The sequence below is a fragment of the Rhodopirellula maiorica SM1 genome (genome assembly GCF_000346295.1).
GTDB lineage: Bacteria > Planctomycetota > Planctomycetia > Pirellulales > Pirellulaceae > Novipirellula > Novipirellula maiorica.
Map to the genome: position 1 here is coordinate 1 of NZ_ANOG01000393.1, position 26,694 is coordinate 26,694.

Genomic DNA, 26,694 nt, shown 5'->3' on the forward strand with positions numbered 1-26,694 from the left:
CGACAAAAACGTACACAACAGCTTTACCCGCAGTTTCACGATGAAAAATGCCGATCCGTTGCCATTTTGGCTCGCCCACGGTATCAAATGGCCTGTTCAAAGTTCGAGAATGCTCGTTTCGAGATCGTCAATTCTGAAATCAAATGACTGAATCACTCCCTCTGCGAGTCGCCATTGGTGGCGATCACGCTGGTTTTCCCCTGAAAAAGATGATCGTCGAGCGTTTTGACGGCCAAGTCACCGCATTGATCGATTGCGGTACCGACAGCGAAGCTCGCTGTGATTACCCCGATTTTGCGGTCGCAGTAGCAAAAGAAATCCTGGCCGGCCGCGCCGACAAGGGGATCATGGTCTGTGGCAGCGGCGTGGGGGTCAGTGTGGCGGCCAACAAAATTGCCGGAATTCGAGCCTCGATCTGTCACGATACCTATTCGGCCCACCAGGGCGTCGAACACGACGATATGAACGTGCTCTGCATCGGCGGCCGGATTATCGGCTCCGAATTGGCATTCGAAATCGTCCAGGCGTTCCTAAACGCGCAGTACGAACCCGAAGATCGCCATGCCCGTCGCTTGGCCAAAGTCTTGAAAATTGAAAAAGACGGGATTTGATTCCCGTTTTCTAGCTTCAGGCGTCTTTTTCATCACGCGTCTCTTTACCTCGCGAATTTTCCTGCGTCGCGAGTGTTCCTACTTCGCGTAGCCGTTTGGATGGGCCTGATGCCAATTCCACGCGGTTTCGACGATCGATTTGACGTCCATGTACTTGGGTTGCCAGCCCAATTGTTCTTTGGCCATGCGGGCGTCGGCAATCAATTCCGATGGGTCTCCCGCACGTCGTGGACCCATTTTTTCGGGAATTGGATGCCCCGTGACCTCGCGGCAAGCTTCGACGATCTCGCGAACACTGGTGCCACGACCAGTTCCTAGATTGACGCAAAGTCCTTTGCCGAGTTCGATTTTGTCGAGTGCTAGCAAATGAGCGGCGCCAAGATCGTCGACGTGGATGTAATCACGCACACAGGTCCCGTCTTCGGTCGCGTAGTCGTCCCCGAAAATGGTGATCGCGTCGCGTTGTCCCAGAGCGACCTGTAACACGATCGGAATCAAGTGCGTTTCCGGATCGTGGTCTTCGCCAATCGATCCGTCCGGCCGCGCCCCCGCCGCATTAAAGTAGCGAAGTGCCGCATAGCCAAAACCGTACGCGGCGGCGTAGTCGGCCAACGCGTGTTCGAACACCATTTTCGTGAATCCATAGGGGTTGATCGGATTCTGTGGAGTCGTTTCGGGGATCGGCACGGTCTCGGGTTCGCCGTAGGTGGCGGTGGTGCTGCTGAATACGATTTTCTTCACATCGGCTTCGCGCATCGCATCGAGCAGTTCGACCGCATCGATCACGTTGTTGCGGTAGTAGAGTGCCGGATCGTTGACCGATTCATTGACCAATGCGAAGGCGGCAAAGTGCATCACCGCGTCAATCTTTTTGTCGCGAAGTGTTTTGACAACCTTGGCGCGGTCGGACAATTCGCCTTGGACCAACATTCCCTCGGGCACCGAGGCGGCGTGGCCTCGCGAAAGATTGTCGTACACGGTGACCGTATGTCCGGCGTCTAGCAGCAGCCGAACCGCGTGAGAACCGATATATCCGGCGCCACCTACCACTAGAACATTCATGGCAATCGTACTTTCTAAAACAGTTGGAATGGTCGGACGCGTAAAAGGGCAAAACCGAATGAGATCACCAGCAGTGTCCAAGGGCGACCGTGTCGAGTGTCGAATCAGGATAAGGGTAATTTGTTGATTCTGCCAATGCCATAGCTGTGGGATCGACTTCGATCGGTGGGATAGGCTTCCAGCCTGTCATGCCGCATCGCTTGGTCTACTTTACTCGTAGCGAAAGTCGCAAAGACGTTCGTCCACCCCTAAACATCCAAAACTCTTGGCGAGTTTTCGCTACGGAAAGACCGTTCTGCTTCGACAGGCCGGAAGCCTATCCCACATTTTCAATTCAAACGAGGGCTGCCTTGGCGAAACGACCTACGAAGCTCGAGTTGCTACAGAAGGCGGGGCCGCCGCCGAAGTCCAATCGTGCGACCGAAACAGTTTGCAACGAGTTTCTTGACTATCTGCGTAGTGAATGTCATTTGGCGGCCAACACCATCGCCGCCTACGGTCGTGACATTCAGCGGTTCGCGACGTGGCTTGGCACTGGATCGCTAAATCAAATTTCGATTAGTGACTTGTCGTCCTACATCGGCGAGTTGAACGAAGCCGAACTCGCCCCCGCTTCGATTGCTCGAAACGTGGTTGCCGTTCGCACGTTCTTCAAATACTTACAGCTCGAAGGAATCGTCCAAAGCAATCCAGCCGAATTGATTGTCACCCAGAAGATGTGGCAACGTATTCCCGGCGTTTTATCGACGCGGCAAGTCGAGCAGTTCTTGTCGTCGCCACGGAAGGCGGATGTTTATTGGCAGCGTGATGTGGCGATGTTAGAGGTGTTGTATGCCACCGGATGTCGTGCTTCGGAAGTCTGTTCCATCCGTGTGCGGGACATGTCACTGAGTGAAAAATTTTTGAAGTGTGAGGGGAAAGGGGGAAGCAACGCGTCGTGCCGATCGGTTCGCGAGCGATCGCAGCGATCAATCGCTACTGCGAAGAATTGCGCGGCAAGTTAGCCGAGAAAAGTCCCTATCCGCCCGAAGAACTTTTTCTCTCACGCAGCGGCCGGGCACTCGACCGCATTCAGTTGTGGCGGCTTGTTAAGTTTTACGCCAAACGCGTTGGCATCGATCCGTCGATCAGCCCGCACAGCTTGCGGCATAGCTTCGCTACTCATTTGTTGGCCGGTGGCGCCGATTTGCGTTTGGTGCAAGAGATGTTAGGCCACGCCAGCATCCAGACAACGCAGATCTATACACACGTAGAACACTCGCGACTAAAGAAGGTGCACCAAGCGTTTCACCCGAGAGCGTGATTATTGAAGTGGCGTTTTCAATTAGGCCAATCGGGATCCGCGATCTTGCGTCCCATGTTTGCCAATTTGGCTTGGGCGTCGAGCAAACGTTGCCAAGCAGAGAACGACAACACAACCTCATCGTTGCTTTCGTTTGTCTTGGCTGCATCGATCAATTTGTGAAGTCGTGATTGAAGGTAATCAAGGATTTCACAAAGCTGTGCTTTTTGGCCTGGCGATAGTCCATCGGGGATCGACGGGACTTCGAGGATCTGCACCAACTCGGCCGGGTAAGGCGACTTGGGTTCTTGGTTTAGCTCCAGTGCAATCGAGCTTTCCGAAGACGCCGCGTCGCGGCTGACGGTCGGATTGTCGCCTCCCATCGCTGCAAGCCGTGCGGCGATTTGCTCTTCCGAACCGACCAAGATCAAACTGCGACCCAACGCAATCAAGTCGCCGTGGCGAAGGATCTTCAGTTGGCACTCGGTGCCGTTGACCTTTGTCCCATTGGTGCTGTCCAAATCGGTTAACACCAACCGTTCGTTGTCACGTTGGACCTTGAAATGACAGCGGCTGACACGCTCGTCATTCAGCTGGATATCGTTGCCTTCTTCGCGACCGACCGTCAGCGGTGGGTGCAAATTTTCGTACACCTTTCCGCGATCAGCGCCGTGCAGAATCTTGAGGGTCACGCCCGACATGGGGCACTCCGACGGGAGAGAACAGGGGAGACAAGAATCATGGGTCGAGGGTGATAAGTATAAACGTTGTTTACGGTTGCGTCACCGCAGTTCCCGCGGTTTACGAATATCTTTCTATTGTTTAACAATTCTCTTCGACTCCTGATCGGGGGGGCTGGATAGGAGCTGTTTAAGCAGGGAGGCAGGAATCATTGGGGAAAATTCGGTTCGTCGTTTAAACGCTAGCAGGCTGTTGATTTAACGAAGTCTTCTATGGCAAGGGGGGATGATGGACCACCTCGTCCGTTATCGGTGTATTCGACGGACTAGGAAGTCCGTCGTACGACTAAAACAACAGCCCGCCAGCGTCAAAGCGGCCAAGTTTCGGAAAAACTCCTGACTCGCTACTTAAATTACCACGCGTGATTTCTACTGAACCTCTGCAATTATACATTTTAAATAATCGCTTTCCGGACATGAAATCGCGCAGGGGTGATCAGGAGCGGGGCCACGGTTTTCTAAAACAATCAAATCACGGCGTTTTCGTCGCCCCACGTCCAATAGCATGTTAAGAAATTCCGAACGTGAGACACGTCCGCTGCAGCTGCATGTGACCAGGATTCCGCCGGGGGGGACCAGATCCACTGCGAGTGAATTGAGTCGTCGGTAGGCGCGAAGAGCAGTGTCGACTTGATGCCGGCTGCCCGCAAAACGAGGGGGATCTAAGATGACCGCATCAAAGCGTTGCCCCTCGTCACCAAGCCGTTTCAGTTCGTCGAAACAGTCGCCTTGAGCGAAGCTGATTGTGCTGTCCGAGTCGTTTCCTAGGCCGTTTCGGGTGACCGCTTGTTGTGCCTGATCCAGTGCCGCTTGGCTCGAGTCAATTCCGACCACGGATTTGGCACCTTGTTTCAGTGCGACAAGCCCGAACCCGCCGTTGTAGCAACAGACGTCCAACACGCTGCGGCCTTTCATGTATCGAGCGGCTGCGAGGTGATTGAGTCGTTGGTCCAAATAGCCGCCTGTTTTTTGTCCGGCATGCAGATCGACGGCCAATTGCAGTCCGTTCTCGCTATAGAGTACGGGTTCCTGTTGCTCGGTCCCTTCGAACCACTCGTTTTGGGGTTCGATGCCTTCGTGTTTGGCCGTTTTTTCATCCACGCGGACCATGATCGCTCGCGCTGACAAGGCGGATCGAAGGTGCTCGAGAATCGGCTGCTGCCAACGCAGCAATGCTCCGGCGGTAAATTGCACCCCCAAACAATCCGCGTAGCGGTCAACAATCAAACCGCTTAGCAAATCCGATTCGCTAAAGACAATTCGCTCAGCCGCCTGAGGATCAAGCGGTCCAGTCAATCGGCGTCGGGCAATTGCGGCATCGATTCGCGATCTCCAATGCTGCTCGTTGATTTCGATGTTGGCATCAAACGCGTACAGCCGAATTCGCAGCCGGCTGCCGGGATTGACCACGCCTCGAGCGACCCAGTTGCCGTCGAAATCAAGCAGATCGACGACCTGACCCGATTTCAAGTTGTGGCCGGTTTCTGCCAACGCATGAGCGTGTACCCAGGGATGGCGAGCCAGAAAAGGGAATTGGCGTGACGGTTTTAAGCGAAGAGGAACAGGGGTATCGGAATAGGTCACGCGTGGTTGGTCCTGAAGGAAATTTGGAAAGCCCGAATGATTTACGGAAAGAATGAGTGCAAATCGAAGTGATTTTGCCGCGATCGTCAGATTGTTCTCGAGGGGCAAACCCGCAAAACGGCGTCAGGATCGTCGTGCACCCTTTCAGCTTGCCATCGCCGCCGAAAAACGCAAGCTGGAAGCGTCGGCTGCTCGTCAATCATCGCAAAAAAAACTTGCCCGTGGCAGCCGAGACGGCATCGCGATGACGTTCCAGAGGGCTCAAAGATGACGGATTCGAGCGGAAATCGAAATGCCCGCTCGCCAGCGAGAACCAAACTGGGCACAATGGAGTCAGTTAAACTGGAGCGACTGGGGTGTCCGGTCGATAAACACCGAAGACGGATCGGCACGCCGAGGGTGCGTGACGATCGTACGCGAAATTGCTTCAAAGAAAGGTCATCTGCCATGACACATGTTGTTTGCGAGCCATGCTCAGGGTGCAAATACACCGATTGTGTTGTTGTTTGTCCAGTAGAGTGCTTCTACGAGGGCGATCAAATGTTGTATATCCACCCCGAAGAATGCATCGACTGCGAAGCGTGCGTTCCGGAATGTCCCGTTGAAGCGATCTTCCACGAAGACAACGTGCCTGAGGAATGGAAGAGCTACATCGAGCTCAATGCCGAGCGAGCGGAGTCGGATGAATGCGATGTCATCACGGAAAAGAAAGAGCCGCTGGCGGATAAGTAAGTCGATGCGACGCCGTTGCTGCGGACGCGATTCCGCGATCCATGCAACGAAATTTCCATCCGCGGTGTTTCAAGCGAAATCGAAAAACCCTCCGTGAGCCGGCTCACAGAGGGTTTTTTTATTGCTCGAGCTTTCTTATTGCCCTGGGCGGATGTCTTGGCCCACTCAACTGATTGCTGGCAGAAAGGTTTTCCAGCATTCGTAGCGCGGGTCTTCGATCGATTGAGCCAACATCGGGTTGAAACGCGGTCTCACCGGACGATTCAACAATTGCATGCGAGCTTGTTGTGGCGTCCGTCCCCCTTTGCGGCTGTTACATTTCAAGCAGCAGCAAACGATATTTTCCCATGTCGTCGGTCCGCCATGTGATCGTGGGATCACATGGTCCAAGCTCAACTTGTTGGTGGGTTCTTTCCGGCCGCAATACTGACATTGGTTCTCGTCACGGGCGAACAGATTCCTGCGGTTAAACCGCACCGTCTGGACCGGCATCCGATCGAACCGCGTCAGTCGAACAATCCGAGGGACCCGTAGTTCAAAACCCACCGCTCGGATGTAGTCTTCATCGGGTTGTTTTTCTAGAGAGGTAAGCTGGCTGAGTTCACACCAACTTTCGAAGTCGTAGCTGACGTATTGATCGTCGTCATGGCAGATCACTTCCGCACATTCGCGGTACAACAACGTAAAGGTCCGTCGTACGTTGACCACGCGGATCGCCATGTAAAAACGATTCAGCACTAACACATTCGTGTCGAGAACACTTTGCGACATAAGCAATTCGATCCTTCCGTTGTCTCGCTAAAAAGGCACTTCGTGGGACGAATTCATTCCATCAAGCTTTTGGAAAAAAGCGGACAGAATCATTTTCATCAGTTTAATGGACTGGCTTTACATTCACTACAAGCTTGTACGGGGATAAGCTACGCTTTCTGCGACACGGAAAGTCGGAATGGGGGTTCGCAGTGCTCCGGTAGCATTTCTTTCCCATAATTGTAGGGTCTCGACGATCAGTCGCCATCAAATTGGCGAAGCCGTTCATCGCAATTTCATTGAAGATTCACGGCCAAACACGTGGTTTTCCCCCCATTTTTCTTGCCAAAAAAGCGTTTTTATTCCCCCTGATGATCGTTGCCCTTTTGCTCAACCCAATTTTTTTGCTGTCGTTCGATACCGAGCGTTGGTTCGGCTGGCTTGGGCCGACCGGAGCGGTTTTGGCGGCGATTTTGCTGGTGGTTTTCTGCATCGTAGCGTGGGGATTGAACCTGATTACGTTGCCTGGGAATTGGATCGCGGTCGCCGCGATGGCACTTTACGCATGGTTAGGGCCCGGTGAGGGGCGGATTGCGATCGGCGCCGCGACGCTGTTTGCCGCGTTTCTGTTTGCATTGCTAGGCGAAATTATCGAGTTCGCCGCTGGGGCGATGGGGGCGCAGAAAGCCGGAGCGAGTCGTCGTTCCACTTTTTTAGCGGTAGTGGGTTCGATGGTCGGAGCCCTGATTGGTGCATTCGTCGGGATTCCGGTCCCCGTCGTCGGCCCGATTTTGGCCGCCATTCTGTTCGGCGGCGTCGGAGCGACCGCCGGGGCGATCTACGGCGAGTGGACTGACGGGCGTTCGTGGCGAGAGAGCTGGAACGTCGGTCACGCCGCCTTTTGGGGCCGCACCTTCGGCACGCTAGGCAAGTTCGCCGCCGGTTTGGCCGTCGTGTTGGCGGCGCTGATTGGCGTGTTGTTTTAGTTCGATCGAAGCCTCGAATTGTTTGCAAGCAATCCATTCGAGGCGATCGACTGGCGGATTGCATTGACTTTGACGGGCCGGATTTCCTACGCTCGCGGCGGCGGAAACTCTTCAAAAGAAAACATCATGGCCAAGGTTGCATGTCCCACGCGCGGCGCACGATCGACCGTCGGCGGCGAGTTCTTTATTCGACTCAGCAAGCCGACCTGACTTCATCCACGGCGGCAAGTCGTCGTACCGCCGAGCAGTGGCGCGAGGCGCGGCGGCCGACGGCAACCTACGCCGCTCGTGTGCATCGGCGGTTGCGGGGACGTTGGTTCTCGTTGGTTCCGGTCAAACGAAGAACGCTCAGTAGTGTGGCGGCGGTGCTGTGGGGCATCGCGGTGCTACTGTCCGCTGCTCACTATGCATCGGTCGCTTGGCCCTCGATTGTCAACCATCCCGAGATTGCGCGGCCGCTGCGACTGGATCGTCCCGACAGCTTTGGACGCTGGGTGATCTGCGTCTTGTTAGCGGGATCCGCCGGCGCTTCGCTGATGATCTATCAAGTTCGTCGCTACCGAGTGGACGACTACACCGGGCAATATCGATTGTGGCGTCTCGTGTTGATCGCGTTGTTCGTCGCCAGCATCAACTCGCTGGTTTCGGTCGTGGATTGGGCCGGCGGGTTGCTCGATCTCGCCATCGGCGAACGCGTCGCGTTGTCTGGCAGCGATTGGCTTTCCATCTTGATCACGATCGGTGGTGCCGTGTTGGCGCTGCGTTTGACTGCCGAAGTCCGTCGTTCGCGATGGGCATTGGTGACGATGATCGTCGCTTGGATGTTGCTCGCCATTCCGGTGGCGGCAAAATGGAACATCTTTGCCGTGGATTCGATTCTCAAATGGTCGCTTGTCACCACCGCACCGCTGCTCGCCTATACGACCTTGTTCATTTCGCTTGGCGGTTATTTGCGATTGTTGTATCGCCAAGTTCGTAATCTTGATGAAAACGACTCGCTGGTCGAACGGTTTCAAGAGTGGAAGGTTCGCTATTTGACGCGGGACCGCGAAACCGAAGTGGACGACGCTCCGCCGACGGATACCGAGTCGAAAGTCGCGGCGAGATCGAAACCAACGGCCAAACCCAAGGCGAAAACGGCCCGCAAACCGCAGCATGAAAGTGCGAGCGATGACGCAGCGTCGGAGCCGGACGATGACTCAGACAGTTCAGGCCGCGGCAAACGTCGATGGTGGTCATTGCGTCGAGGCAAGAAAAATAACTCCGCAGCCGCCGATGACGCGGGTGCCGACGTCGTCGCGGATCAAGCCGACGAGGCGGTCGAGGATACCGATGCCAACGTCGATTCCGAGCCTCGCAAGAAACGACGATGGTTAGGGTTGCGCGCGGCAAAGGCAGAACGCACGGACATGGATGAACAAGATTCGCCCGACGCGTCGACAGCGAATGAATCGTCTGAGGGTGAATCGGCTGAGGGGGACGAGGTCGGCGAAGATTCGCCTAAGAAGCGTGGTTTGTTCTCGTTCGGACGGGGACGTCGGCAAAAGCCGGAACCGCAGCAAGACGAACCAATCGCGGATAAATCAATTGCAGAGAGCTCCGCGGAGGAACCGGGTGCCGACGAGAGTGATCCGCCCGCCAAAAAACGAGGACTCGGAGGGTGGCTAAGCCGAGGTGCAAAGAAGAACGCGGAAATGGATGCCGTCGATAACACCGACGACGACAACGACACCGGAAACGACGCCGACGCGTCGGCGGGTCATGATTCGGGCGGCCAAGATTGGCAGGATCCCGATTCGATCGACTGGGATTCGCTCAGCAAAACGGAACGCCGCAAGCTTCGCAAGCAACTCAAACGCCAAGGCCGTGCCGCCTAGACGTTTCGCGTCTCACGTAGCGAAAGTCGCCAAGACTTTCGTCCATTCGGGCTTTCGGCCTCGTAGCTGTTTCTTGGCTGTCCGAAGCGTCCTTTTCTCGTTTGAAAAACGGACTTGCTCCGCTTCGCCGCTTTTGGGCTTCTATGACCCGAACCCCTTCTTCGGGTATCTTCTCCCACATCTTGTTCGCCCTTCGCGATTTTTCACCGTTTCCCTCTCCCATCCCTGCTCGATCCGATCCATGATTCGAACACGATTTGCCCCCAGCCCGACCGGTTATCTTCACATTGGTGGTGTTCGCACCGCTCTATTCAATTGGTTGGTCGCACGAAAAATGGGCGGTCATTTCATTCTTCGCATCGATGACACCGACGCAGGTCGGAACGTGAACGAGGCGATCCAGCCGATCTTGGATGGTTTTCGCTGGCTGGGAATGACTTGGGACGAAGGTCCCGAGGTCGGCGGCCCTCATGAACCCTATTTTCAATCGCAGCGGGCCGATCGCCACGCTGCCGCGGCCAAGTCACTGTTGGAAAGCGGACATGCCTACCGCGATTATTCACGTCCCGAAGAGTTTGCGGCGCTGCGAGAGGAAGCGCAGAAGGCGGGTAAGCAGTTTATCTACGATCGCCGCTGGATGGCCGAGGACGACGCCGCTGCGGCCGCGTTTGAAGCCGAAGGACGCACCGCCGTCGTCCGTTTGAAGATGCCTCGTGAAGGCGAGTGTGTGATCTCGGATTTGGTTCGCGGTGAAGTGCGTGTGGCCTGGGGGGCCGAGCAAGACCATGTGATCCAACGCGCCGATGGCAGTTGCTTGTATCATCTCGCCAGCGTGGTGGATGACCACGACTACGAGATCACCCACGTGATCCGCTCCGAAGAACATCTTTCGAATACACCGCGTCAAATCTTTATCCTTGAATCGCTTGGCTACGAACGTCCAGCCTATGCGCATTTGCCCTACGTTGCTGAACCCGGCGGCCACGCGAAACTGAGCAAACGGAAGCTCGCCAAATACGAGAAGAACAAAGATTTCGCGGAACTGCTTGCCCGAGGACGTCGGATCGCGGATCGCTGTGGGATCCAAACCGAAGCGGATACGTTTAATCCCGTGATTGTCGACTTCTATCGCGAAATTGGGTTCACCGTCGATGCGATTCTGAATTACTTGCTGCTGCTGGGTTGGTCGCTCGATGGCGAACGAGAAAAATTCACGATAGCTGAAATGACCGAACTGTTTTCTCTCGAGCGAGTGACGAAGGCGCCGGCGTCGTTTGACCCACAAAAACTGCTGTCGTTTCAAGGGGATGCGTTTGCCGCACTGCCGTTGGACGAGCGAATCAAGCGAGTCAAACCATTTGCCGAGCGGGCTGGTTTGTTACAAGAAGCGGGCTCCGACGCGAAGCTTCAGGACGTCGTGCAAGGTGCCGGTGACCGGTTGAAGATCGCGGGCGACATCCTCGATTTTGACTACTGCTTCCTGGACGAGTTTCCGGTCGACGCCAAAGCCTACAAGAAGCGGATCGATGGCGATCCAGCGGCAAAAGATTTGCTCAAAAAACTGCGAGCGAGCTTTGCCGAGGCGGACCAATGGACGGTCCAGTCAAGTGAAACGCTGGTCAAGCAATTTTGTGAGGCCGAGGGCATCAAACTAGGCAACATCATCCACGCGTTGCGTGTGGCGACCACGGGAACCGCGGCCGGGTTTGGCATGTTTGAAACGCTGGCCGTGATCGGGAAAGAGCGAGTGTTGGCGAGAATCGACAAGGTCGTCCAGGCATAACGATTGAAGCTGTGTCTTCTTCACAAACCCGTTTGTCCCACGAAACCGCGACAATCTGTGCCCATGCAGATTCGCGGTGATTTCGGGTAAACTGTATTGTGGATATTTCGTCACCCCTTTTGGTTCCATTGCGAGTGTTAGCCATGCAACGTTTCCGTTTTTCATCTCCTGTCGCGATTGCGGTTTGCGTGGCGGTATGCGTATTCGCCGTGGGGTGCAAACGCGAAGAGAGACCGGTGACGTTCGAGCCGAACTTTGTCCATGCGATGAAGTACCAAATCAAAGACAACGTCTCGATGGAGCAAGCCTCCAAAGATTCGGTGTGGGTCGTAACGAAAATGTTCGGCACACCGGACGAGCCCAAATTGCCGGACTTCGTGGCCGAGGAAGAGGATTTTGCCGATCTGGTGGACCTCGACCGGCTCGTGCGTGCCTCAGGCCCTGCCGATGCCGAGGGACGGGGCTTGTACCGCAAACATTGTGCATTGTGCCATGGCGTGACAGGTAATGGCCGCGGCACCACGGCGGCGATCTTGAATCCGTACCCACGCGATTATCGCATGGGAGTGTTTAAGTTCAAATCGACTCCGCTTAGCTACAAACCCACTCGCGAAGACATCGCCCGTTCGATTCGCAATGGAATCCCCGGCACCGCGATGGTGAAGATCCCCGAGTTGTCCGAAGAAGACGTGCAAGCGTTGACCGACTATGTGATCTATTTGTCGTGGCGAGGGGAAACCGAGCGAGCTTTGATCGACGATGCCGTGATGGAAGGGGTCGATTTCGAAGGGGGCGAACGCATCATCGATCCCGAATTGGCCAACAGCGCTGATGAAGAAGAACAGGAACTGTACGAAGAGCAATGGGAGATTTCCGAAGAGATCGCGATGGGAGTCGCCGAATCTTGGCTCGAAGCGGAAGACGAAGTGCTCGAGGTACCGGAGCCGCCTGCTGATTTTCCCGTGGCCAATTCACGCAAGGAATTCATCAAGTTGAGTCAGGGCGAGCAATCCGACGCGTTGGCGAAATCGGTCGAGCGAGGCCGCGAGTTGTTCCTTGGCAAAGTGGCGTCTTGCAGCAAATGCCATGGCGAGCAGGGGCTCGGCAATGGCCAGACCACCGACTATGACGAATGGACCAAGGACTGGACCGCACGGATCGGAATCAAACCCGAGGACCGCGAGGCGTTGATCCCACTGCTTGCTCGCGGAGCTCTGCCGCCGATCAACGCGGTGCCTCGAAATTTTGCTGAAGGCTTGTTCCATGGAGGCTCGGATTCCAGCGATCTGTACCGCCGAATCACCCAAGGAATTGATGGCAGCCCGATGCCTGCTGCGACGTTTGTCGAAGGTCAGTTCGAAGAACAAGATGTGTGGCATCTGATTAACTTCATTCGCTCGCTGCAAACCGCAGACGCCGAGGATGCGGCGGCTACCGATACCGATCCGGTACCCAGCGAAGCCGGTGCATCCGAGCCCGAAGCCAGCCCGGCGATCTAGCGAAGTCCGAAAGCTTTGGCGGCGTTTGCGACTCGCGACGTCGCCCTTTCTATTCACCTATCTAATTAGTCAAAGCGATTATGAGCGAGCAAGAAGCGAAGCGCGAAAGCAAGCACTTTATACAACAGGCAATTGAAGCCGATTTGGCGGCGGGGCGTTTCTCAGGTGTGTTCACACGATTTCCCCCGGAACCGAATGGCTATCTGCATATCGGACACGCCAAAAGTATCTGCTTGAACTTTGGCTTGGCCAAGGATTACGGCGGTACTTGTAATCTGCGGTTTGACGACACCAATCCCACCAAAGAAGAAACCGAATACGTCGATTCGATTCAAGAAGACATTCGTTGGTTGGGTTTCGAGTGGGACAGTCTGCACTACGCCAGCGACTACTTTGACCAATTGTACGAGTGGGCCGAAAAGCTGATCAGCGAAGGTCATGCCTACGTTTGCGATCTGACCGCCGAACAGACTCGCGAGTACCGTGGAACACTAACGGAACCAGGCCGCAATAGTCCGTTTCGTGACCGCACGGCGCAAGAAAATCTAGATTTGTTTCGGCGGATGCGTGCGGGAGAATTTCCCGATGGTTCACGTGTCTTGCGAGCCAAAATCGATATGGCGTCGCCGAATATCAATCTTCGCGATCCGGTGATGTACCGTATTCTACGGGCGACACATCATCGCACTGGTGACAAGTGGTGTATCTATCCCACCTATGATTGGACGCATGGCCAGAGCGATTCGATCGAAGGAATCTCTTTCTCGATCTGTACGCTCGAGTTCGAAAATCATCGCCCGCTGTACGATTGGTACTGTGAAAAACTCGGTATCCATCACCCTCGACAAATCGAGTTTGCCAAGCTGAAGCTCAGCACGCTGTTGATGGGCAAACGTCACATGTTGCGAATGGTCAAAGAAGGCTACGTCAACGGATGGGATGATCCTCGGATGCCGACGATCTCCGGTTATCGCCGTCGAGGTTACACGCCCGAGTCGATTCGCAATTTTTGTGCGGATGCGGGGATCGCAAAATTCAACAGCACAATCGACGTCATTCGGCTTGAAAACGCCGTTCGTGAACATCTAAACGCGGTCGCGCTACGGCGAATGGCAGTGCTGGATCCGGTTAAATTGACGATCACCAATTGGCCCGAAGGCAAGGTCGAAATGACCGAGGCGATCAACAATCCCGAAGATCCGTCGGCGGGCAAACGTCAAATTCCGTTTTCCGGCAAGCTGTGGATCGAACAAGATGATTTCCGCGAAGAAGCGCCTCGCAAGTTCTTTCGACTGAAGAAAGGCGGCGCGGTGCGTCTGCGTGCCGGCTACATCGTCGATTGCCACGATGTGGTCAAAGACGACGAGGGCAACGTGATCGAGATCCTCTGTACCTATGACCCGGAAACCAAAAGTGGCTCGGACTCCTCCGGTCGCAAAGTCAAAGGAACAATCCACTGGGTTAGCGCCGAGCATGCGGTCGAAGCCGAAGTCCGCTTGTACGACCGCTTGTTCACCGTCGAAAACCCTGGCGATCCCGAAGAAGGAAAGACCTTTCTCGACTACTTGAATCCTGATTCGCTGAAAGTGATCACCGGGTATCTTGAGCCGGCACTCGCGGAAGCAAAATCGGGTGATCGCGTTCAATTCGAACGATTGGGCTACTACGTGGTTGATCCCGACACAACGCCGCAAAAGATGGTATTCAATCGCATCGTTTCGCTGCGTGATACCTGGGGCAAGATGGAAGCCAAAGGGAAAGCGAACTGACAACCGATTGGCAAATGGACGGGCCGTTGGACGTGCGGTAATTAAGTTGCGGAAGTCACATATTTCCGCCGGGCTAGCCCCCAATGCCATCTATTGTGGCACTAAACGGGTGGCGTTTGTAGCGGTGCGGCGCGGGGCCCGCCCGGTCTAAACCGAACGTTTCACTCGCCTCAACCGGACGGCTCGCGCCGTGCCGCTAAAACCTCGCGAAACAGGGGGATAAATGCTTCACAGCGTTTGGCGAAACCTTGGCCGGCTTGCCAGGTAGCAGCCAGTTGTCGCACCGACCGGGGCAAGCCCGGCGGAAGCGAGGGACGATGCGAGGCTCTCTCATTTGCCTCAGCCAGCCAAGGGGCTCAACCGCACAAAAAAACAGGCCACGGTTTAACCGTGGCCTGTTCGTTTTGGTTTCGATCGCGCTAAACAGACTTAGCTGTTGTTCACGTTCGCGACTTCGGTTTCCTCGCTGGCATCCGCTGCGTCTTCGCCCACTTCGATCGGAGCGGCAAATCCTCCGGCGGCAAGGACTTGTTGCTTGATCTCGTCTGCGATATCGGTGTTTTCGATCAAGAAGTTACGAGCCTTCTCTTTGCCTTGTCCCAAGTACGTTTCACCGTATTTGAACCAAGCACCGCTGCGGTTGACGATATTGTGAGTCGTGCCGAGATCCAATAGGTCGCCTTCGTAGCTGATCCCATTGCTGTGCATCATGTCGAACTCAGCGATGCGGAATGGCGGTGCTACCTTGTTCTTGACGATCTTTGCCTTGACCCGTTGGCCGACTTGTTCTTCGCCATCTTTCAAAGCTCCAATTCGACGCACGTCGATACGGCACGATGCGTAGAACTTCAGTGCTCGACCACCCGGCGTCGTTTCGGGGCTGCCGAACATCACGCCGACCTTTTCTCGGATCTGGTTGATGAAGATCACACTGCACTTGCTCTTGGAGATCGCTCCGGTCAACTTTCGCATCGCCTGGCTCATCAATCGAGCTTGCAGACCAACATGGCTATCGCCAATTTCGCCCTCGAGCTCTTTCTTAGGAACCAACGCTGCGACCGAGTCGACGATGATCACATCGACCGCGTTGCTCTTGACCAGCATTTCGCAGATTTGCATCGCTTCTTCACCGCTGCTGGGTTGGCTGACCAACAGCGTGTCGAGTTCAACGCCCAGCTTTTTGGCCCAGCTGGGGTCAAACGCGTGTTCGGCGTCGATGATCGCCGCGATCCCGCCAAGCTTTTGTGCCTCGGCACCAATGTGCAGAGCCAGCGTGGTTTTACCACTCGATTCGGGGCCGTACACCTCGATGATCCGGCCGCGGGGAACCCCGAAGCCGCCCAAGGCCATGTCCAACCCTAAGCTGCCGGTGGGAATGCCGTCGATTTTGAACGATTGATTCGCTCCCAAGGGCATGATCGAACCTTCGCCAAAGGTCTTTTCGATCTGCTGAAGCGTAGTTTTCAGTCCTGGCTCACGGGAAAGGATTTCCTTCAAGTTAGGATCGACTTTTGCACCCCGAGTCGCTGCTGATTTTGCTGCTTTCTTAGCCACTGTATTATTCCCTTTCAGAAAAATCCCGTGAAAGTTCCCGCACCTTGGATTAGTTAATCTTTGCGTGAGGTGAACGTGTTTATCGTACCGGTGTAAAGCGAAACTGCCAAGCATTACGTTTGCTTTCACTGTCACTTGCTTGACGAAACCTTAGGTCTCCGTCCGATTTACTTGCCACACCCTTAGTATCCGCGGTGGTCCAGACACGTCTGGTCAACGCCGTCCGCCTTTTTCCGAAATATTCTTTGAGCCAATCTCGCGAGATGAATCATGGCCCGATAACCGGCATTGCTAGCAATCTCTTCCTAACTGGCAAGATTCGGCGGAGGGCGTGTCATGTTGCAAGGTATCCACGCAGTACCGTCACCTTTGGTAGCGGCTCGCTCCGCTCTGCGATTAAAACCATCCGGTCAGCAAAGTCACGTCTCCTAAAAGTCACGTCGTGAAAAGTACACGCAGCTTGTCGTCAACAGTACCGCGATAAACAGCGTACAGCTGAGCACGGGTTCCAGGATTTTGTAGCGGACCAGTTCGACGGGGCCAAACTCGTCGCGATTGATTTCAAACGACGATTCGCCACTGACAATCGCTGCGATGGTGCCGCCTAATTCGCTCGTCTGTGGCGTGATGCTGCGAAGGGGCCCGATCACGAAACGATCGACTTGACGCCACGTGGAAAGCCGGGGACGTAAATTACGACGCAGTTTCAACGTTTCGGTATCCAGCAAGTCGACTTGGTCAACGTCATGAGCAATCATCAGCGTGGCGGATCGATCGTCCATCGCGATGGACTCGATGTCGGTTTGTGGCAATGGATCGCCCAGCGTCCACTGCTTCGAATCGGCATTGGAAATCAACATGCGACACCGCTTATCGCTGGTCAACACAGCAAAACGCGTCTCGTTGCCCATCGCGATCGCGGAAACGACTGACAAGCGATCTGGTAGCGGCACGGTCGCCGTTGGTTGCAGCGAATCGAGATCAAAAACTTGTAGCGATTCGTCATCGGTCGCCAACAGTACCGCGTTACCACTGATGGCAAGAAAAGCAAATCGAGGCAGCTCTTCGCCCAGGGTTTGCGTCGTGACCACGTGCCAAGGTTCGCCGGCGGCAGGCTCGCCCGTCTGCGGCGACGGGCTAGGTTTTAGTAGTGACAGTTGCTTTCCGCTGAACAACACCAGCGTATCGCCTGCGGCGTTGATCCCGACACTTCGCGGCGGGCTGAGCAGAACGTCGCTTGGCAAGATGTCCTGGAACCCTGTGGTGGCCGCGCCCATCATGCTAGCGAGTTTCTGCAGCCAACTGTTCTGTGGGGCACCGGATGACGTCCCGCTCGATGACTCTGTCGCGGCGGAATCGTCGTCGGCATCTTCGCTGCGGTTCGGTTCCCCCACCGCCTCGCGGATTTGCTGTTTCGAGGTGATGGCAATCCCGCTCGAATTGATCGCGAACACCTTGTTCTCGGTCGCAGCGAGTTGTTGGGTCGCTGTGGGCAATCGCAAACTGGGGTGAGCACGCCACTGGTTTGCTTCGTCGAGCACCAGTAGATCAAAGCCGCCAAGTCCGAACGGATTAAAGCGGCCGCCGCGGACGACTGCGGTCACGATGGTCGAATCGTCGATCGCCACGGGCGAGAGCACGCGGTTGCGACCGAGTGCTTCGGATTCATAGATCTCATTCCATTGATCGGCTTTCGTGTCCCATCGCATCAAACCCTCGCCACGTGTGGTTGCAAAGACTTGATCGCCCGCGATTGCCATTCGATTGATGCTGCTCGGGCGAGTGACAAAGCTGTCAAAGAAGCCGCCGATCATGCCTACCACAACTAAATAGGCACCAAACATACATGTGATTCCAATCGCCAAGATGGGCGATCGAAAACGAAGTCCCGCCAAAGTCGAGACGCTGTAGAACACGGCAAACACAAACACGGAGACGGGAATGCAAAGCAGCAGTCGGGCGTTCCATACATCCAAACGCAATCCTGCGATCAAGTACAGTCCCACGATCAATTGAATGACACATAGAAACACAAACGCACATCCCCCGACAAACTTGCTCAGCAGCAGCAGCCATCGCGAGACAGGTTTGCTGAGCAGCAGATGCAGCGATCCGGGCTGAAGCATGTCGGGAATGATCGACGCCGTGACGAGAATCCCGAGAAAGACAAGGATGAAACCAAGCAACCAATTGATGATTGTTGGCACCACAATCTGGTTCAGCAAAATCAAAAATTGCGTTTTGTCGACGGCAAAACGGGCCGGGAAATCCATCCCCAGATAAGTCAGCATGATCGAACGCGCCGAGCGGGATTCAAACACGCCCGGAATGGCTGCTTCGATTCGCAACCTCGCTCGGCGTTGCCGCAGCGTCTCGTCGATTTGGTCCGGACCAAGTTCATCAAGCTCGCGAAGCTCACGCAGTCGGGCGGTCGACTTCCACACTTCGGCGTCGTACCAGGATTCGTCCTCGAGCAACGAGTTCAGCGAATCGGCGAGTGTGGTGAAATAGAACCGCACGTCTTCGCCTTGGCCGACTTTGCGTAATTCACGTTTGACATCGTCGGGCAAGGCGTTTGCAATTTTGCCTACCGGTGTGTTCGCTTGGTTGGGGTCGGCAATTCCAGCGGCTAACATCGCTTTGAGTCGGCCGCCATTGTCGATATCACGATCACGGAATGTGGTTGTGAAATCTTCGCGATAACCGATCGGGGCGAGCGCGCCGAGCAGCAACCAAATGGCGATGAACGCCACCCATAAAATCCGCGACGATAACGCGGCGTGAAACGAGTCACGAATGATTGCGATGTACGGCCACAATCGTCTCACGATGTCTCCTTTGGTCGCGAAACTTCTCGCATAAACGTTTCTTCGAACGATTCGCGTTTTAGCTTCAGCCCGCGTAACGAAAAATGGTGACGTCGCAATGCATCCACCACTTCATCCACCTCGGCTTGTGTCGACAGCGGCAGCGTGAAATCCAGTGTCAAAGCGTGCTGTGCGTCACGATCGGTTGATGGCGGTGTGGGATGGGGCAGCGTGTTGCCGACAAACTGAATGGCGGGAAAGTTCTCTCGCAACCACTCGCTGGGGGCTTGTCCAGCGGATTCCGCGGCAGGCATCGCAACCTCGAATGCGACCTCTTCGAATCGATCAAATTGAGTCAGTTCGTCGATGCGTCCGGCGACACAAATTTTGCCATGCGACATGATTGCGACACGCGAGCAGATCAATTCGACTTCTTGCAGAATATGGCTATTCAGGAAGATTGTTTTGCCGGATTCTCGCAATCGATCGATGACTTTGCGGACTTCGTTGCGACCGACGGGATCGAGTCCATCGGTCGGCTCGTCCAGGACCAGCAGATCGGGATCATGCATCAGAGCTTGAGCTAGTCCGAGGCGTTGGTACATGCCCTTGCTGAATTGGCGAACCGATTCGCGGTCGCGTCCTCGCAGCCCGACCAGTTCCAGCAGCTCGTCGCTTCGTCGGTTGATTTCGGCGCCCGACATTTGGCTCATCCGAGCATAGTAGCGTAGTGCAGACCGCGCGGAGTGATGGCGATCCACTCGCAATGACTCGGGCAAGTAGCCCACTCGCATCCGTGCGGCGATACTGCCGGCCGGTGCACCAAACAGCGATGCGGACCCGGAGCTGCTACGAATGACGCCGAGTAAGATTTTGATCAAGGTGGTTTTGCCGGCACCATTGGGACCGAGCAACCCGAATACTTCGCCCGCATGAACTTGCAGGCTCGCGCCTCGCAACGCCTCGACAACATTGCGGCCGCGGATCGACCACGCTGAATACTTCTTTTTCAGGTCGTTGACATCGATCACTACCCGATGCGATGCCGACCCGTGCGAGGATCGATCGACCGATTCACGATGCACTTCGTTTGCCAGCGGTGTCTCGTCGAGATCCCCAGAGCGGCGGTCGGTAATGTCCAAACTCTAGACCGACAAAATGCGAAGTAGAAGATACGACAGCCAAGTGAACGTCACCGCGACCAGCCCGATTGCCAACCAGCGGTGGGCCGGTTGCCGCCACGACGGAGGGTGGACTTCGCGTTCATAGATATGACGAAATCGTTCACGCTGTTGTTCGGAATCAAACACGCCATCGTCGACCAATTCATGAAGCCCAAATTGAACCGAGTATTCAACCACCCCAAATACGCTGCAGCGACGTTGGTCGATGTCGACGCCCACTCCCTCGAAATACCACAACTGGTTTCCAAAGGAATGTTCGGATTCGAGCGATTCATCGACGCATCGCAACTGGACAACGTCACTCTGCTCGGGACAGAATCGTGCTCGCGTCATCGCGCGGTTACAATCCAACCGAACCTGTCGAATTGTTCGCTCTGAAAAACGTCGTGTTCGCGTATCAGCGCCCATCGGCCTGCTCCGGATTTTGCCGTTAAAGGGGATTTTATCGCCTCACCCCATTATTATTGCGGCTCCGAGTTGTAGCGTCACTGCCAGAACCCCTGTTTTTTTCAAACTCAGCGGAGATCCGCGAAGATTGAGCTCTTTTTTTTCCCAAGCGGATTCTCTTTACAGCCTAGTTGCAACGAAGCAGCTCTCTAGAGTGGGAGCAGCATTGCAATGCGTTTTTACTTTTATGGATTTGCTGCGTAATCTTCTATGGCCATGAGCATGTTTGAGCGTCGTTCCCTGACCGCCCCCATCACATTGGGGGTCGTGATGATTGTAATCGTCGTCGTATTGGCGGCGGTGTGGATCATCGCCAGCTGGTTGAGTGCGCAGGGGAGGGCAGGCATCCAAGCCCGTGTTCTGGGTGATCCTTGCCACCGGGGTGATCTTGTTGGCAGGGATGCTCGCCGGTTCGATCGCCTATTTGACGTTAACCGTCAAAGCGGTGAACTTGAATCGCCGGCAATCCAATTTTATCGACTCGGTGACTCATGAGCTGAAGAGCCCGATCGCCTCACTGAAGCTGTACTTGCAAACCTTGACTCGCCGCAACGTGGGCGAAGAACAGCAGCTGGATTTTCACCGTTTTATGCTCGAGGACGTCGAGCGTCTGGATTCGTTGATTAACCATTTGCTTGATGCCGCCCGTATCGAACGTGGGACCGAGCCAAGCGAAATGGAGGATGTGCGGCTGGACCAATTGCTGGGACAGTGCAGCACAGCAGCCTGCTTGCGGTATCGGGTTCCAGAAGACACGATCATGGTCGAGTGTCCCCGAATCACGTTGCGTAGCCAGCCGGTCCAGTTAGAGATTCTGTTTCGAAACTTGATTGACAACGCTGTGAAATATGGGGGCAACCCCCGTGCGGTCGTGGTCCGAGCCCGGGTGGCTCACGAGCAGCAGGTGATCGTTTCCATTATCGACAACGGCAACGGCATTCCCGCAAACCAGAAACGCAAAGTGTTTGGGCGTTTTGTGCGGCTAGGCAACGAGCTGGAGCGCAGCCAGCCGGGGACGGGGCTGGGGCTGCATTTGGTTCGCAATGTAACAAAATCAGTAGGAGGATCGGTGCGAATTCTCGACCGCAGTGATCAGCCAGGTACTGAATTTCAGGTCATCCTTCGTGGTTTGGTCTCGGATGAAGCGGCTGACGCCGGCGACGCTGGAAGTGAATCGTCCCACACGAAATGAATTTAGAAAGTAGTTGTCATGCCAGCGCACATCCTTGTCGTTGAAGATGAAAAACATCTCGGGGTTGGGATCAAATACAACCTCGAGGCCGAAGGGTATCGCGTCTCGCTCGTCGAGGACGGACCGACTGCGCTGCGTTTGATTGACGCGAGTGCGGCGTCGGTCGATTTAGTGGTGCTCGATCTGATGCTGCCGGGGATGAGCGGCTATTCGGTATGCGAGTCAATTCGAGAGCAGGGGTCGATGATTCCTGTGTTGATGTTGTCCGCCCGCACGCTTGCCGAAGACCGGACTCGAGGTTTTGATGTCGGGGCGAACCAGTACATGAGCAAGCCGTTCGAGTTAGACGAGCTGCTAAGCCGGGTGAAGAACTTACTTCAAATCGCTGGCTTCGAGCGGAACAAGCCCGCCCCTAAAAAAGCTCGAACGACCGTCTCCGAAATTCAGTTCGGTTTGCTCGATGTCAATTTTGAGACCCACGAGGTCCAGGTCTCGGGGAAACCCGTTCGGATGACACCAAAAGAATTACGGCTGCTGCGTTACTTTGTTGAAAACCCGAATCGCGTGATCAGTCGCAACGAGTTGTTGAGCGAGGTGTGGGGCATGTCGGGGAATCTGCAAACCCGAGCGGTCGATCAGTTCATCGCAAGATTGCGAAAGATTATCGAGCCCGACAACACCGTGCCGGTCCATTTGTTGACGATTCGTGATGCAGGCTACCGGTTTGTGCTGGAACCCAGCGCAGGTGAAAGCGGCCAGAACTAGATAGGTCGTTCGGTATCCACCGATGAAACGTCGACCGTCATCGACTTTCGCCCTAAACGAATGAGGTGCTTTTAGCGGTGCAGCGCAAGGCTGTCCGGTCTAAACCGAACGTTTCACTCGCCTCAACCGGACGGCTCGCGCCGTGCCGCTACCAAAGATGGACATTGGGGCCGGTGCTGCCGGCTTAGCTGAATCCATGCAGCAATAAAAAAAGCCAACCGGCTTTCTGGAAAGCAGATTGGCTTTGAGTGTTTTGAACCGCGATTGCGAATTCGCTATCTTTGATTACTCGTCGCTGCCTGCAGCAACGGTTTCTTGCTCTTGTTGGGGAGCTTCGGATTCGAACGAAGGTCGTTCGGCTTTTCGCTTGACGCGATCATTTTTGCCAACGAGTTCGAGGATCGCACGCGTACCGGCGTCGCCCAATCGAGGTGTTGCCAAACGCAAAATGCGAGTGTATCCACCGGGACGATCGGCGTAGCGTTCGGCAATCGTATCGAACAGAATGCGAGTCGCTTGGCGATCACCGATCAACTGCACGACGCGTCGCTGAGCGGCAACCACTGGGGCTCGGGCCGCAGCCCACTTCGCCCAATCGTCGCTAGCACGCCATTTCTTGTATTCATCGGTGCCACGTTCCGCGGGCGCTTCGTACTTGCGAGCTTCTTCAGCTGCAACCAACGATTTCTTCGCGATCGTGATGCACTTCTCTACCAAGGGGCGAACCTCTTTGGCTTTGTGCAACGTGGTGGTGATGCGACCGGCAACCTTAGGTGCGTTGTCGTCATAGGTTGCATCGCGTTCAGTCAGGAACAGTGCACTGGCCAAGTTCTTCAGCAGCGCCTTGCGGTGGCTAGGACTTCGTCCAAGCACGCGGCCTCGTCGTCGGTGTCGCATGGCGGAATATCCGTCAAAAAGTTTCTATAGAAATTGTAAGCAGGTTATCGATGACGTTGGCGTCATCTTAGAACAAAGGTTGGTTTGGTACTCGCATACCAAGATGCAGACCGTACTGAGAAAGTTTCTCGCGTACTTCGTTTAGTGTGGTGTCACCAAAGTTGCGGACTTCGAGCAGCGAGTCTTCGGTGCGTTGAACCAGATCGCGAACGGTCATGATGTTTTCGCTTTCCAAGCAGTTGTTGGCTCGGACCGACAATCGCAGGTCGGCTAGCGTCATGTTCAGTTTCGCTTCGAGTTGTGCCTCGGGCGATCCCGTTCCACCGCGTGCCGCCGAGAAAATGCTCGGTCCGAGTTCGCGGTACTGGACGAATGGGTTGAGGTGCTTGCGAAGGATCTTCGCGGATTCCACCAACGCCAATTCGGGGTTCAGGCTGCCATCGGTCCAGACTTCGAGGATCAAACGGTCGAAGTTCGTCTTTTGACCGACACGCGTTTCCTCGACTTCGTAACGGACGCGAGTGATCGGGCTGAAGACCGCATCGATTGGAATGATTCCAATTTCGTGGTCAACGCTGCTGTGTTCGGTGCTAGGCACGTAGCCGCGACCGTTCTCGACAACCATTTCCATCATGAAAGGAACGTCGTCGGTGAGTGTCGCGATCACGTGGTTCTTGTTGATGATCTCAACATCGGCATCGGTTTGGATGTCCGCACCGGTGATCGGGCCCGCTTTGTCACGTTCAACCGTGATCACGCGAGTCGCTTCGGTGTGATTGCGAACCACCAAACTTTTTACGTTCAACACGACTTCGGTCACGTCTTCCATCACGCCTGGGATGGTGGTGAATTCGTGTTGAGCGCCACGGATTTTAATTTGGGTGACCGCACTGCCCATCAAGCTACTTAGCAGTACGCGACGCAAACTATTGCCAACGCTTGCACCAAAGCCACGCTCGAATGGTTCTGCTGAAAACTTGCCGTATGTCGATGTGAGGGTATCGCGATCGACTTCGAGCGAGCTTGGAAGTTCCATGCCACGCCATCGAATGTGCATCGTCATAAAGCCTCAATATGTTTGTGGGGGTGTGGGAGTGTGGTCCGTTGCAAACGCGTCGGTCTGGGTGATCGGGCCTGTTGGGGCGATCACCGCCCTGCACTGCAACGCAGACAAATGGGGGCGTCCCTGAAATCAGGACGCCGAGATTGATTACACGCGTCGTTTCTTGCGTGGTCGGCAACCGTTGTGAGGGATCGGAGTGACTTCTTCGATCAACTTCACGTTCAAACCGGCGGCTTGCAGCGAAGTGATTGCACTCTCGCGGCCTGAACCGGGGCCTTTCACGCGGACTTCAACGTCACGCATGCCGAACTTGGTTGCCTTTTCCGCGGCTTGCTGCGCTGCACATTGGCCTGCAAACGGAGTGCTTTTACGGCTTCCCTTGAAACCACTGGTTCCGGCACTCGCCCAGCACAATGTGTCACCTTTAGGATCGGTGATTGTGACGGTGGTGTTGTTGAACGTTGCGTGGATGTGGGCAATGCCGCTGGTGACGTTGCGACGAACTCGCTTCTTTTTGTTGGTCTTTGCCACTGCAAAGTCTCTATCAGTGAAATTGGGTGAGGTTCAGTAAGGTGACGATGGGGTTTTTCGGGGGGCAGCACGAGAAACGAAGACTTTCTGCGTTTCTCAGCCACAAGATTGCGATTAACGCAAATCCTTGACGCCCTTCTTGCCCGCAACCGTCTTGCGAGGGCCTTTACGTGTGCGAGCGTTCGTTTTGGTTCGCTGGCCACGTACTGGCAAACTGACGCGATGACGGATGCCGCGATAGCATCGGACTTCGCGAAGTCGGTTAATATTTTGAGTGACTTGACGACGAAGAGGACCTTCGACCGTGTATTCACGCTCAAGAAGTGCGGTGATTCGACTCACCTCTTCTTCGGTCAAGTCGTTTGCGTTTCGTGTCGGCTCAATCCCAAGCTTTTCGCACACCTCACGAGCTGTATGCAAACCGATCCCATACAAATAGGTCAGCGAATATTGGATTTGCTTGTCGTTTGGCACATCGACGCCCATCAGACGGGGCATAACGGAACTCCTGCAAGTATCGATCAGAGGGACGGCAAAAATACGACGAACGTGTGACACATTAGGTGAATGTGCACGATGCATCGGCCAAGAATCCCGGACTATACCGTCTGGCCCCCTTTTTGCTCAATGGGGACGTGGGATGATTTTTCTAAGAATTTTCATGAACCATTCGGATGAACTCCGTTGGGACACTGTCTTTCGAAGAGGCGATGATACGAGTCTGCTCGATTTGGCGGAATTTGGAAAGCTCGATCGACAGCGTTGTGTCTCCGCAAACCGAGGACCACACTTGAGTTAGCCACACTTCGTCGCAACATGGTAGCAATTGTCGGTAGATTTCGGCACCGCCCACCACATAGATTCCACGGTTCGGCGAGGAAGTGTCCGAGGCAGCGGAAGTTTCTTGTTGAGAAGTTGGGGGCGATTGCGAAGCTGGGGCGTGGCGGGCCGTCTCTATCGCTTGTTCGGGATTTTCCGCTCGGCACACCCCTTCGCATCGCCAATCGGCGTTGCGGGTGACCACGATCGTGCGACGTCCCGGCAACGGTCGGCCAATCGAATCGTAGGTCCGCCGACCCATGATCAGCGTTCCCCCCATCGTCAGCTGCTTAAACCGCATCAGATCACTCCGCAACCGCCACGGCATATCGCCATCCTTGCCGATCACGCCCGTGGGGGTCATCGCCACCAACGCGATTACACGTGATCGGTCGGTTTTGCGATCGTCCGTCACCGAATCATCGCTCCTCACCCCTGCAGCACTCATACGGCGATCGGCGCTTTGATGCGTGGATGCGGATCGTAATCGGTCAATTGGAAGTCCTCGAATGTGAACCCGTCGATCGATTCAGGTGTGGATTGAATCTGCATCTTCGGCAGCGGTTTCGGGTGCCGGGTCAGCTGCTCGCGAGCTTGGTCAAAATGGTTGCGGTAAAGATGCACGTCTCCCAACGTATGGATGAAATCGCCCGGTTCCAATCCGGTCACCCTTGCCATCATCATCGTCAGCAGGGCATAGCTAGCGATGTTAAAGGGAACGCCAAGAAACAAATCGGCACTACGCTGGTACAGTTGGACG

At 55.1% G+C, this 26,694-nt stretch carries 23 protein-coding genes and 1 pseudogene; 10 read left to right on the forward strand and 14 right to left on the reverse strand.

Annotation, left to right across the window (positions count from 1 at the left end; all coding sequences use genetic code 11):
* The first annotated feature begins 143 nt into the window (after window positions 1–143).
* A complete protein-coding gene (gene rpiB / locus RMSM_RS12735) occupies window positions 144–611 on the forward strand; it encodes a ribose 5-phosphate isomerase B (RefSeq protein WP_008696401.1) in 468 nt (155 codons plus the stop codon).
* Window positions 612–689: 78 nt separating this feature from the next.
* Here the strand turns inward: rpiB and galE are convergent, their stop codons facing one another.
* A complete protein-coding gene (galE, locus tag RMSM_RS12740; RefSeq protein WP_040766170.1) occupies window positions 690–1,673 on the reverse strand; it encodes a UDP-glucose 4-epimerase GalE in 984 nt (327 codons plus the stop codon).
* 188 nt (window positions 1,674–1,861) lie between these two features.
* Here galE and xerD point away from each other — a divergent pair.
* Window positions 1,862–2,976, forward strand: a pseudogene (gene xerD / locus RMSM_RS12745) (site-specific tyrosine recombinase XerD).
* Between the two features lie 17 nt (window positions 2,977–2,993).
* Here xerD and RMSM_RS12750 read toward each other — a convergent pair.
* Both RMSM_RS12750 and RMSM_RS12755 read right to left on the reverse strand, forming a co-directional pair.
* Window positions 2,994–3,656 (reverse strand): FHA domain-containing protein, encoded by a 663-nt coding sequence (locus RMSM_RS12750; protein ID WP_008696409.1) that lies wholly within the window; start codon window positions 3,654–3,656, stop codon window positions 2,994–2,996.
* 408 nt (window positions 3,657–4,064) lie between these two features.
* Window positions 4,065–5,279, reverse strand: a complete 1,215-nt coding sequence (locus RMSM_RS12755) for a class I SAM-dependent rRNA methyltransferase (RefSeq protein WP_008696411.1) — start codon at window positions 5,277–5,279, stop codon at window positions 4,065–4,067.
* A gap of 447 nt (window positions 5,280–5,726) precedes the next feature.
* Here RMSM_RS12755 and RMSM_RS12765 point away from each other — a divergent pair, with 447 nt between their 5' ends.
* Entirely contained in the window at window positions 5,727–6,011 is a 285-nt protein-coding gene (locus RMSM_RS12765) for a ferredoxin family protein (protein WP_040766172.1), read from the forward strand.
* Window positions 6,012–6,176: 165 nt separating this feature from the next.
* On the opposite strand, the gene RMSM_RS12770 is transcribed toward RMSM_RS12765, so the two are convergent.
* Window positions 6,177–6,782: an HNH endonuclease gene (locus tag RMSM_RS12770; RefSeq protein WP_008696418.1), complete on the reverse strand. Its 606-nt coding sequence runs from the start codon at window positions 6,780–6,782 to the stop codon at window positions 6,177–6,179.
* Between the two features lie 350 nt (window positions 6,783–7,132).
* On the opposite strand from RMSM_RS12770, the gene RMSM_RS12775 reads away from it, so the two are divergent.
* From RMSM_RS12775 to RMSM_RS12805, 5 genes are all read left to right on the forward strand, one after another.
* Window positions 7,133–7,747, forward strand: coding sequence for a DUF456 family protein (locus RMSM_RS12775; RefSeq protein WP_144057604.1), 615 nt, complete (start codon window positions 7,133–7,135; stop codon window positions 7,745–7,747).
* Between the two features lie 140 nt (window positions 7,748–7,887).
* A complete protein-coding gene (locus tag RMSM_RS12785; protein ID WP_144057605.1) occupies window positions 7,888–9,624 on the forward strand; it encodes a hypothetical protein in 1,737 nt (578 codons plus the stop codon).
* A 241-nt stretch (window positions 9,625–9,865) separates the two neighbouring features.
* Complete coding sequence (gltX, locus tag RMSM_RS12795) at window positions 9,866–11,407, forward strand: glutamate--tRNA ligase (RefSeq protein ID WP_008696426.1); 1,542 nt, start codon at window positions 9,866–9,868, stop codon at window positions 11,405–11,407.
* Between the two features lie 143 nt (window positions 11,408–11,550).
* Window positions 11,551–12,906 carry a c-type cytochrome gene (locus RMSM_RS12800; RefSeq protein ID WP_008696427.1) on the forward strand — a complete coding sequence of 452 codons (1,356 nt, stop codon included), beginning with the start codon at window positions 11,551–11,553 and terminating at the stop codon, window positions 12,904–12,906.
* Window positions 12,907–12,986: 80 nt separating this feature from the next.
* Window positions 12,987–14,675, forward strand: coding sequence for a glutamine--tRNA ligase/YqeY domain fusion protein (locus RMSM_RS12805; RefSeq protein WP_008696429.1), 1,689 nt, complete (start codon window positions 12,987–12,989; stop codon window positions 14,673–14,675).
* 429 nt (window positions 14,676–15,104) lie between these two features.
* Here RMSM_RS12805 and recA read toward each other — a convergent pair whose 3' ends face one another.
* From recA to RMSM_RS12825, 4 genes are all read right to left on the reverse strand, one after another.
* Window positions 15,105–16,229, reverse strand: coding sequence for a recombinase RecA (recA, locus tag RMSM_RS12810; protein ID WP_008696431.1), 1,125 nt, complete (start codon window positions 16,227–16,229; stop codon window positions 15,105–15,107).
* Window positions 16,230–16,657: 428 nt separating this feature from the next.
* Window positions 16,658–19,057, reverse strand: a complete 2,400-nt coding sequence (locus RMSM_RS12815; protein ID WP_008696433.1) for an ABC transporter permease — start codon at window positions 19,055–19,057, stop codon at window positions 16,658–16,660.
* Window positions 19,054–20,178 carry an ABC transporter ATP-binding protein gene (locus RMSM_RS12820; protein WP_008696434.1) on the reverse strand — a complete coding sequence of 375 codons (1,125 nt, stop codon included), beginning with the start codon at window positions 20,176–20,178 and terminating at the stop codon, window positions 19,054–19,056. The genes RMSM_RS12815 and RMSM_RS12820 overlap by 4 nt, the downstream gene beginning before the upstream one ends.
* A gap of 3 nt (window positions 20,179–20,181) precedes the next feature.
* Window positions 20,182–20,553, reverse strand: a complete 372-nt coding sequence (locus RMSM_RS12825) for a hypothetical protein (RefSeq protein ID WP_236622117.1) — start codon at window positions 20,551–20,553, stop codon at window positions 20,182–20,184.
* A gap of 469 nt (window positions 20,554–21,022) precedes the next feature.
* Here RMSM_RS12825 and RMSM_RS12830 point away from each other — a divergent pair, with 469 nt between their 5' ends.
* Both RMSM_RS12830 and RMSM_RS12835 read left to right on the forward strand, forming a co-directional pair.
* Window positions 21,023–21,859 (forward strand): sensor histidine kinase, encoded by an 837-nt coding sequence (locus RMSM_RS12830; protein ID WP_008696441.1) that lies wholly within the window; start codon window positions 21,023–21,025, stop codon window positions 21,857–21,859.
* Window positions 21,860–21,877: 18 nt separating this feature from the next.
* Window positions 21,878–22,624 carry a response regulator transcription factor gene (locus RMSM_RS12835; protein WP_008696442.1) on the forward strand — a complete coding sequence of 249 codons (747 nt, stop codon included), beginning with the start codon at window positions 21,878–21,880 and terminating at the stop codon, window positions 22,622–22,624.
* 285 nt (window positions 22,625–22,909) lie between these two features.
* Here RMSM_RS12835 and RMSM_RS12840 read toward each other — a convergent pair whose 3' ends face one another.
* The 6 genes from RMSM_RS12840 to thyA all read right to left on the reverse strand — a co-directional run.
* Window positions 22,910–23,521, reverse strand: a complete 612-nt coding sequence (locus RMSM_RS12840; RefSeq protein WP_008696444.1) for a bL17 family ribosomal protein — start codon at window positions 23,519–23,521, stop codon at window positions 22,910–22,912.
* Window positions 23,522–23,588: 67 nt separating this feature from the next.
* Window positions 23,589–24,584 (reverse strand): DNA-directed RNA polymerase subunit alpha, encoded by a 996-nt coding sequence (locus tag RMSM_RS12845; protein ID WP_008696446.1) that lies wholly within the window; start codon window positions 24,582–24,584, stop codon window positions 23,589–23,591.
* Window positions 24,585–24,731: 147 nt separating this feature from the next.
* Window positions 24,732–25,115, reverse strand: coding sequence for a 30S ribosomal protein S11 (gene rpsK, locus RMSM_RS12850; RefSeq protein ID WP_008696448.1), 384 nt, complete (start codon window positions 25,113–25,115; stop codon window positions 24,732–24,734).
* Between the two features lie 114 nt (window positions 25,116–25,229).
* The gene (gene rpsM, locus RMSM_RS12855; protein ID WP_008696450.1) at window positions 25,230–25,601 is read right to left on the reverse strand and encodes a 30S ribosomal protein S13; all 372 of its coding nucleotides are present in this window, start codon (window positions 25,599–25,601) and stop codon (window positions 25,230–25,232) included.
* Between the two features lie 163 nt (window positions 25,602–25,764).
* Window positions 25,765–26,298, reverse strand: a complete 534-nt coding sequence (locus RMSM_RS12860) for a dihydrofolate reductase (protein ID WP_040766186.1) — start codon at window positions 26,296–26,298, stop codon at window positions 25,765–25,767.
* Window positions 26,299–26,378: 80 nt separating this feature from the next.
* Window positions 26,379–26,694: thymidylate synthase (thyA, locus tag RMSM_RS12865; RefSeq protein WP_040766179.1), on the reverse strand; the 316-nt coding region annotated here is incomplete at its 5' end.

Bases quoted from the DNA above. Each gene is read 5' to 3' on its own strand.
- RMSM_RS12750 (WP_008696409.1), bottom strand. From the start codon at position 3,656: ATGTCGGGCGTGACCCTCAAGATTCTGCACGGCGCTGATCGCGGAAAG.
- RMSM_RS12860 (WP_040766186.1), bottom strand. From the start codon at position 26,298: ATGACCCCCACGGGCGTGATCGGCAAGGATGGCGATATGCCGTGGCGG.
- RMSM_RS12785 (WP_144057605.1), top strand. From the start codon at position 7,888: ATGTCCCACGCGCGGCGCACGATCGACCGTCGGCGGCGAGTTCTTTAT.
- RMSM_RS12840 (WP_008696444.1), bottom strand. From the start codon at position 23,521: ATGCGACACCGACGACGAGGCCGCGTGCTTGGACGAAGTCCTAGCCAC.
- rpsM (WP_008696450.1), bottom strand. From the start codon at position 25,601: ATGGGCGTCGATGTGCCAAACGACAAGCAAATCCAATATTCGCTGACC.
- RMSM_RS12770 (WP_008696418.1), bottom strand. From the start codon at position 6,782: ATGTCGCAAAGTGTTCTCGACACGAATGTGTTAGTGCTGAATCGTTTT.
- RMSM_RS12805 (WP_008696429.1), top strand. From the start codon at position 12,987: ATGAGCGAGCAAGAAGCGAAGCGCGAAAGCAAGCACTTTATACAACAG.
- RMSM_RS12835 (WP_008696442.1), top strand. From the start codon at position 21,878: ATGCCAGCGCACATCCTTGTCGTTGAAGATGAAAAACATCTCGGGGTT.
- RMSM_RS12775 (WP_144057604.1), top strand. From the start codon at position 7,133: ATGATCGTTGCCCTTTTGCTCAACCCAATTTTTTTGCTGTCGTTCGAT.
- galE (WP_040766170.1), bottom strand. From the start codon at position 1,673: ATGAATGTTCTAGTGGTAGGTGGCGCCGGATATATCGGTTCTCACGCG.
- gltX (WP_008696426.1), top strand. From the start codon at position 9,866: ATGATTCGAACACGATTTGCCCCCAGCCCGACCGGTTATCTTCACATT.
- RMSM_RS12825 (WP_236622117.1), bottom strand. From the start codon at position 20,553: ATGACGCGAGCACGATTCTGTCCCGAGCAGAGTGACGTTGTCCAGTTG.
- RMSM_RS12845 (WP_008696446.1), bottom strand. From the start codon at position 24,584: ATGACGATGCACATTCGATGGCGTGGCATGGAACTTCCAAGCTCGCTC.
- rpiB (WP_008696401.1), top strand. From the start codon at position 144: ATGACTGAATCACTCCCTCTGCGAGTCGCCATTGGTGGCGATCACGCT.
- RMSM_RS12800 (WP_008696427.1), top strand. From the start codon at position 11,551: ATGCAACGTTTCCGTTTTTCATCTCCTGTCGCGATTGCGGTTTGCGTG.
- RMSM_RS12765 (WP_040766172.1), top strand. From the start codon at position 5,727: ATGACACATGTTGTTTGCGAGCCATGCTCAGGGTGCAAATACACCGAT.